Genomic DNA, 6,543 nt, shown 5'->3' with positions numbered 1-6,543 from the left:
TTTTCAAACCCCGAAGTTTTTTTCGAGGCGCGCCTGAGGATTTCTCCCCGGCGCAGAAGCGGGAACTTATCCCGACACCTTCTCGCTGTCAACAACTTTTTTCCGTTTTTTCAAAAAACCGTCACCGCGCTTTCACAGCGACGACACAACAACTGCAGGTTGTTTTCAACTCGCAGCCGAAGCATTTGCATACCTTGCCCCAGACCCCGCCCTCTGTCAACCATTTTTTGATTTTTTCCAAAATATTTTCTTTCCAGTATCCAACCTTTTTGTTTTATTGCACTATGAGAATATACGCTTCCGGGATGATACTCAGAAAAAAAGGCCCGGAAAGTGGACTCTCCGGGCCTTCACATCAAGTTGCCTGACGGCTAGGCGTGATCAGGCTTGTGCAGTTCAAACGCATCGTGCAGGGTGCGGACAGCAAGTTCGGTGTATTTTTCATCGATCAGACAGGAGATTTTGATCTCGGACGTACTGATCATCTGGATGTTGATGTTTTCCTGCTGCAGGGCGGCGAAGGCCTTGGTCGCCACGCCGGTGTGGTTGCGCATGCCCACGCCGATGACGGAGACCTTGGCGACGTAGGGATCGTGTTCCACGCCCGTGCCGCCGATCCTCGCGACGATTTCCTTCATCAGATGAATGGCTTTCTCCAGATCCTTGCGGGACACGGTGAAGGTCATGTCCGTCACCCCTTCGCGGCTGGCGGTCTGGATGATCATATCGACCATGATGCCGTTTTCGGACAGCGGCGCAAAAAGGGCGGCGGAGACGCCGGGGCGGTCAGGAACCCCGCATACGGTTACACGGGCCTGATCCTTGTCATATGCAATGCCGGAGACGAGCACGGCTTCCATCATGGCGTCCTCCTGGGCGACCAGCGTTCCCGGGTCATCAGAAAACGTGGAGCGCACGTGAACGGGAACATTATACTTCTTTGCGAACTCCACAGAACGGATTTGCAATACCTTTGCACCCATGGAAGCCATTTCAAGCATTTCCTCATAGGTGACGCGATCGAGTTTGCGAGCCGTGGAGCACAGATTGGGGTCCGTCGTATAGACCCCGTCCACATCCGTATAGATTTCACACTCGCAGGAATCCAGAGCGGCGGCCAGCGCCACGGCGGACGTATCGGACCCGCCACGGCCGAGCGTGGTGATGCGCCCGTCTTCCGTCGTACCCTGAAAACCGGCGACCACGAGCACGTCGTGCGCCTCAAACTCTTTACGGATACGGGAGGCATCAATGGAGAGGATACGGGCACGACCGAATTCATCGTTCGTGATGATCGGGATCTGCCAGCCGAGCATCGAACGGGCCTTGATGCCGGAGTCCTTGAGCAACATGCTGAAAAGCGCGACTGAGGCCTGCTCGCCCGTGGAGAGCAGGCTGTCCACTTCCGCCAGATCAGGCTCTGCGGCCCAACGGGTCGACAGATCCAGCAGTTTATTGGTCTTCCCGGACTTGGCGGAAAGCACCACGACTACCTTGTATCCCTGATCCAGAGCGGCTTTCACCTTACCACGCACCATTTTCAGGCGGTCGATGTCGGCTACGGACGTCCCTCCGAATTTTTGTACCAGAATACGCATAGCTGAGTCCTTCATCGTGACCTGTGAGGCAGAAACCCTTCCTCTTTGCCGTCATTCCCCGGAATCGCGGAGACGGGCCAGTTTCTGCAATACGCAGTGCGCCGCCTTCCCATAGGGGGACAGCGTTACCAACCTGTTATTTTTGCAGACTTGAAACAGGATGTCCAGACGTTTCGGGGGCAAATTCTCGGTCGCAATCCGCTCGGCCCACTCGACGAGCACCAGTCCTGATTCCGTATCCAGCGCCTCATCCACTTCATCAGGCAATGCGCCCTCCGAGCGGTACAGATCGCAATGGATGACGGAGGGCGTCGTAGGATAGCTGTTGCATAAGGTAAAGCTCGGGCTGGAAACTTCCGCATTCTCCCCGCCGGGCAGGGCTTCGATGAGGCCGCGCGTGAATGTGGTCTTGCCTGAGCCGAGATCGCCGTAAAACAATATGCTGTGAACCTGTTCGCCGCCCTCGGCATACTGTTCGTTCAGCACCCGGCCAAGCTGCCTGCCGAGCCCGACGGTCGATTCGGCATCGGGAAGGGATATATCCATGAGAAAATCCTTATTAAAAGTCGGGGGAAAATCAAAAAGCCGACAGGCCCTCGGCAGCAAGAAACCGTATGGCCTCAGCGTTTGCCGCCATGCCCTTGCGGGAAGCCGCCCTAGCCATCCCATTAAACCATCTCTTCTTGAAACCATCCGCAAACAAAGATGACCGTTCCGATTACCGGAAACCTGAAGGAAACTCAACGCTTCCCCATGCCCATCCCTGAAGGGGCCGCCGGACGGCCCGGAACGGCAGGCAAACCTGAAGACTGGATCAGGGAAAAGGTTGATGCTTTATTTTTTGAAATCCTGAAGGGATAACCCAATAAAATGCCTGAGTATAGAGCCCATCGGCTGAAAACAGGAAAAAACGTCGGCAGTTTCACCATCCTGTGGGGATAAGACAGCCATTTATAAAGACTCTGTCATAGTACGTGGCTGCTTCATCTCCACAGCACGGTGAACATACAGCCTTTTTCTCCGGTTTTCCCCTTTGGCGGACTTCATGGCTGAGACATTTTATTGGTTATTCCCTTGGAACTTCAAAGAAAAAGCATCAACCATTTTCTATGGCACAGCCTATAAAAACAGCCAGATACAGGCAGGGCCAATCCGAATATCCGTCAGCCAAAAGCCGCCGGAACGGAAGGGATAGCCGGTATGAAACAAGGAAACCACCATCTGGAAGGCGCTGTCACCAAATGCCTTCGGCCTCCACATCTCTCACAAGAACCACTGGACGGCCGGGGAAAAAACGTATAGAGTGCTCACCTCATATGGAACAACAGCACGGTCTTCTTGTGGTCGACAAGCCACGCGGGCTCTCGTCCGCCCAGTGTACCAACCGATTCAAACGGTTGGGGCAGAAAAAGATAGGACACGCAGGCACCTTGGACCCGATGGCTCAGGGCGTTTTGTTGGTGCTCCTTGGGCATGCGACCAAAATTTCCGGGTATCTCATGGCGGGGGGCGTCAAAGCCTATCAGGGGACTGTCCGGCTTGGGCAGACTACAGATACGTGGGACGCCGAAGGCCGGATTACCGCCGAAGCGCCGTGGGATCATGTGACAGCCGAAGCCGTGGCCGACGTCATCGCCGGCTGGGTGGGCACGAGCGAACAGCCAGTACCGCCCTATTCGGCGGCCAAGCATCAAGGCCAGCCCCTCTACAAGCTGTCACGGGAGGGGAAAGAAACCCCGCTCAAAATCAAGACCATCGAAATTTCGCGTGCGGAAGTCCTCAGGGTTGAGCTTCCGTACGTCACTTTCCGAGTCATTTGCAGTTCCGGCACTTACATACGATCCCTCGCCCACAGCTTGGGGACGCGTTTGGGGTGCGGAGCCGTGCTCACGGAACTGATTCGGGAGTATAGCCACCCCTTTGGCCTCGACAGGGCGTGTCCGTTGGACACGCTGCTCGCCGAGCCCGAAACGCTGCCTGAACGGGTCATCCCCGTGACCGCCGCCCTCCCCCACTGGCCTACGATCACCGTGACCGGGCAGGAAGAGGCGGACACGAAAAACGGCAGGATCCTTGTGTGGACGGAGGCGCGCCGCGCGCGTTCCAGAGCACAGGACGGGACGGACATCCCGTGCGTCCCCGGCGCCAATGCCGTCCTGCTCTCGCCCGACGGGCAGCCGCTCGCGCTTGCCGAAGCCGCCCCAGGCGGCCCGGCCTGGAGAGTGCTCAGGGGACTTTGGAACTAACGCAACCCATTCGGAGGATATCGCTGTGGTTATGGACGCCGCCCAGAAAAAGGCTGTTATCGAAGCTCACGCCAAGCATGAAGGCGACACCGGCTCCCCGGAAGTTCAGGTAGCCCTGCTTACCGCCCGCATTGAAGGCCTCACCGGGCACTTCAAGGAACACAAGAAGGACTTCCACTCCCGCCGTGGCCTGCTCAAGCTCGTCGGCCAGCGCCGCAACCTGCTGAACTACCTCAAGAGCAAGGATATTCAGCGTTACCGCGCTCTCATCGAAAAGCTGGGACTGCGCAAGTAAGTGCGTTTTCAGGGGGGAGCCTTGGGCTCCCCCTTTCCACATCATCAACCTCAACCCGTCATGAGAAGGAGTTTCCGCGAACAGGATCGACGTTTGGATCGATATTGTTCCCGGAGTCTCCTTCCCGAAGAGAAAAGGATTCACCATGAGTTTTAGAAAAGCCCCCACCCGGGTTTCCGCCACCATCGGCGGCAAGGAAATCATCCTTGAGACCGGCCGCGTCGCTACGCAGGCCCACGGCTCCGTTACCATCCAGTGCGGCGGCACCGTCGTGCTCGTTACCGTTTGTTCACAGCCCCTCGACTTCGACCGCGGCTTCTTCCCGCTGACCGTGGAATATTCCGAGCGCATGTATGCCGCGGGCCGTATCCCCGGCAGCTTCTTCCGCCGCGAAATCGGCCGTCCGTCCGAGCGCGAGACCCTCGTTTCCCGCCTCATCGACCGCCCGATCCGCCCGCTGTTCCCCAAGGGGCTGCCCGAAGACGTGCAGGTGCTCGCCAGCGTCATTTCCTCCGACCAGGAAAACGAATCCGACGTGCTCTCCATCACGGCCGCTTCCGCCGCCGTCATGCTCTCGCCCCTGCCCTTCGCCGAAGCCGTTGCCGGCGGGCGCATCGGACGCATCAACGGCCAGTTCGTCCTGAACCCCACCGTCAAGGAAATGGCCGAAAGCGACCTGAACATCGTGTTCGCCGCTTCCGCCGACGCGCTGGTCATGGTTGAAGGCGAAGCCACCTTCGTTCCCGAAGACGTGATTATCGACGCCCTCGAATGGGGCCGCAAGGAAATCCAGCCCCTCGTCGAAGCGCAGGTCAAGCTGCGTGAGCTCGCGGGCAAGGCGAAGATGCCCTTCACCCCGCAGGAAGACGACGCGGCCCTGCTCGCCCGCATCGAAGAGCTTGCCGCCGAAGCCGGCCTCGAAGCCGCCATGCGCGTGCCCGAAAAGCTGGCCCGCAAGGATGCCCGCAAACTCGTGAAGGAAAAAATCGTCGAAGCCCTCAAAGCCGATCCGACTTATGGCGAAGACGAAAAAGCCCTTTCCTCCGTCGGCGACATCATCGGGCACATCGAAAAGAAGGTCGTGCGCAAGCGCATCCTTGAGGAAGGCACCCGCATCGACGGCCGCGACACCAAGACCGTGCGCCCCATCGAAATCCAGCCCGGCATCCTGCCCCGCGCCCACGGCTCCGCGCTGTTCACGCGCGGCGAAACGCAGTCCATGTGCGTGACCACGCTCGGCAGCTCCACGGACAACCAGCGCATGGACTCGCTCACCGGCGACGTGACCAAGACCTTCATGCTGCACTACAATTTCCCGCCCTTCTCCGTGGGCGAAGTGAAGCCCGTCCGCGTGTCCCGCCGCGAAATCGGCCACGGCGCGCTGGCCGAAAAAGCCCTCAAGCCCATCATCCCCGCGGGTGACGGCTTCCCCTTCACCGTCCGTGTGGTGGCCGAAACGCTGGAATCCAACGGCTCCTCTTCAATGGCCGCGGTATGCGGCGGCTGCCTGTCCCTCATGGATGCGGGCGTGCCGATCTCCGCTCCGGTCGCCGGCGTAGCTATGGGCCTCATCAAGGAAGGCGACAACTTCATCGTGCTGACCGACATCCTCGGTGATGAAGACGCCCTCGGCGACATGGACTTCAAGATCGCCGGCACCGCCGAAGGCGTGACCGCCGTGCAGATGGACATCAAGATCACCGGCCTGACCACCGAAATCATGCGCAAGGCCATGCGTCAGGCGCATGAAGCCCGCCTTCATATCCTCGGCGAAATGAAGAAGGCCATCGACGGCCCCCGCGCCGAACTCTCCAAGTATGCCCCGCAGCATGCCGAAGTCTTCGTGAACCCCGAAGTCATCCGCATGATCATCGGCCCCGGCGGAAAGAACATCAAGGCGATCACCGCCGCCACCGGCGCTTCCGTGGACATCGAGGACAGCGGCCGCATTTCCATCTTCGCCCCCACCGCCGAATCCATGGAGCAGGCCAAGGAACTGGTGCAGTACTACGACCAGCGCCCCGACCTCGGCAAGAACTACATGGGCAAGGTCCGCAAGGTGCTGGAAATCGGCGCCATTGTGGAAATCATGCCCAATGTCGAAGCCCTCGTGCACATCTCGCAGCTTGATACCAGCCGCGTGGCGCAGGCTTCCGACGTGGCCCACCTCGGCGAAGACATGCTGGTGAAGGTCATCGAAATCAACGGCGACCGCATCCGCGCCAGCCGCAAGGCCGTCCTCCTCGAAGAACAGGGCATCGAATGGAAGCCCGAAGACACCGCCCGCCCCGCCCGCGCCCCGCGCGGCGAAGGCGACCACCGCGGAGACCGTGGGGATCGCGGTGAACGCCGCGAACGCCGTCCCCGCCGTGATTAACGCAGCAAACTGAGGCCCGGCCTCGGT

The 6,543-nt window shown here is 59.3% G+C and carries 8 protein-coding genes; 6 read left to right on the top strand and 2 right to left on the bottom strand.

Features of this window, described 5'->3' with window-relative positions:
• Window positions 1–368 (top strand): hypothetical protein (locus ACZM8Y_RS07045; RefSeq protein WP_482333697.1); only part of this gene is annotated, 368 nt, incomplete at its 5' end.
• Window positions 369–371: 3 nt separating this feature from the next.
• Here ACZM8Y_RS07045 and ACZM8Y_RS07040 read toward each other — a convergent pair.
• Both ACZM8Y_RS07040 and tsaE read right to left on the bottom strand, forming a co-directional pair.
• Window positions 372–1,598: an aspartate kinase gene (locus tag ACZM8Y_RS07040; protein ID WP_302551477.1), complete on the bottom strand. Its 1,227-nt coding sequence runs from the start codon at window positions 1,596–1,598 to the stop codon at window positions 372–374.
• Between the two features lie 51 nt (window positions 1,599–1,649).
• A complete protein-coding gene (tsaE, locus tag ACZM8Y_RS07035; protein ID WP_482333699.1) occupies window positions 1,650–2,144 on the bottom strand; it encodes a tRNA (adenosine(37)-N6)-threonylcarbamoyltransferase complex ATPase subunit type 1 TsaE in 495 nt (164 codons plus the stop codon).
• Window positions 2,145–2,303: 159 nt separating this feature from the next.
• Here tsaE and ACZM8Y_RS07030 point away from each other — a divergent pair, with 159 nt between their 5' ends.
• From ACZM8Y_RS07030 to pnp, 5 genes are all read left to right on the top strand, one after another.
• The gene (locus tag ACZM8Y_RS07030) at window positions 2,304–2,459 is read left to right on the top strand and encodes a hypothetical protein (RefSeq protein ID WP_487480090.1); all 156 of its coding nucleotides are present in this window, start codon (window positions 2,304–2,306) and stop codon (window positions 2,457–2,459) included.
• Window positions 2,460–2,643: 184 nt separating this feature from the next.
• Window positions 2,644–2,793 (top strand): hypothetical protein, encoded by a 150-nt coding sequence (locus ACZM8Y_RS07025; RefSeq protein WP_482333701.1) that lies wholly within the window; start codon window positions 2,644–2,646, stop codon window positions 2,791–2,793.
• A 121-nt stretch (window positions 2,794–2,914) separates the two neighbouring features.
• Window positions 2,915–3,844 (top strand): tRNA pseudouridine(55) synthase TruB, encoded by a 930-nt coding sequence (truB, locus tag ACZM8Y_RS07020; protein ID WP_302551479.1) that lies wholly within the window; start codon window positions 2,915–2,917, stop codon window positions 3,842–3,844.
• Between the two features lie 31 nt (window positions 3,845–3,875).
• Window positions 3,876–4,139, top strand: a complete 264-nt coding sequence (gene rpsO, locus ACZM8Y_RS07015; RefSeq protein ID WP_370640740.1) for a 30S ribosomal protein S15 — start codon at window positions 3,876–3,878, stop codon at window positions 4,137–4,139.
• A gap of 145 nt (window positions 4,140–4,284) precedes the next feature.
• A complete protein-coding gene (gene pnp / locus ACZM8Y_RS07010; protein WP_482333704.1) occupies window positions 4,285–6,516 on the top strand; it encodes a polyribonucleotide nucleotidyltransferase in 2,232 nt (743 codons plus the stop codon).
• Window positions 6,517–6,543: the final 27 nt, after the last annotated feature.

It is taken from the genome of Bilophila sp. (assembly GCF_057864385.1).
Note: the sequence above shows the minus strand (reverse complement) of the source record. Positions and strands in the feature narration are given on the sequence as shown.

Excerpts from the sequence above, each read along its gene's own strand:
- ACZM8Y_RS07040 (WP_302551477.1), bottom strand. The coding sequence starts at position 1,598 with ATGCGTATTCTGGTACAAAAATTCGGAGGGACGTCCGTAGCCGACATC.
- tsaE (WP_482333699.1), bottom strand. The coding sequence starts at position 2,144 with ATGGATATATCCCTTCCCGATGCCGAATCGACCGTCGGGCTCGGCAGG.
- ACZM8Y_RS07030 (WP_487480090.1), top strand. The coding sequence starts at position 2,304 with ATGACCGTTCCGATTACCGGAAACCTGAAGGAAACTCAACGCTTCCCC.
- ACZM8Y_RS07025 (WP_482333701.1), top strand. The coding sequence starts at position 2,644 with ATGGCTGAGACATTTTATTGGTTATTCCCTTGGAACTTCAAAGAAAAA.
- truB (WP_302551479.1), top strand. The coding sequence starts at position 2,915 with ATGGAACAACAGCACGGTCTTCTTGTGGTCGACAAGCCACGCGGGCTC.
- rpsO (WP_370640740.1), top strand. The coding sequence starts at position 3,876 with ATGGACGCCGCCCAGAAAAAGGCTGTTATCGAAGCTCACGCCAAGCAT.
- pnp (WP_482333704.1), top strand. The coding sequence starts at position 4,285 with ATGAGTTTTAGAAAAGCCCCCACCCGGGTTTCCGCCACCATCGGCGGC.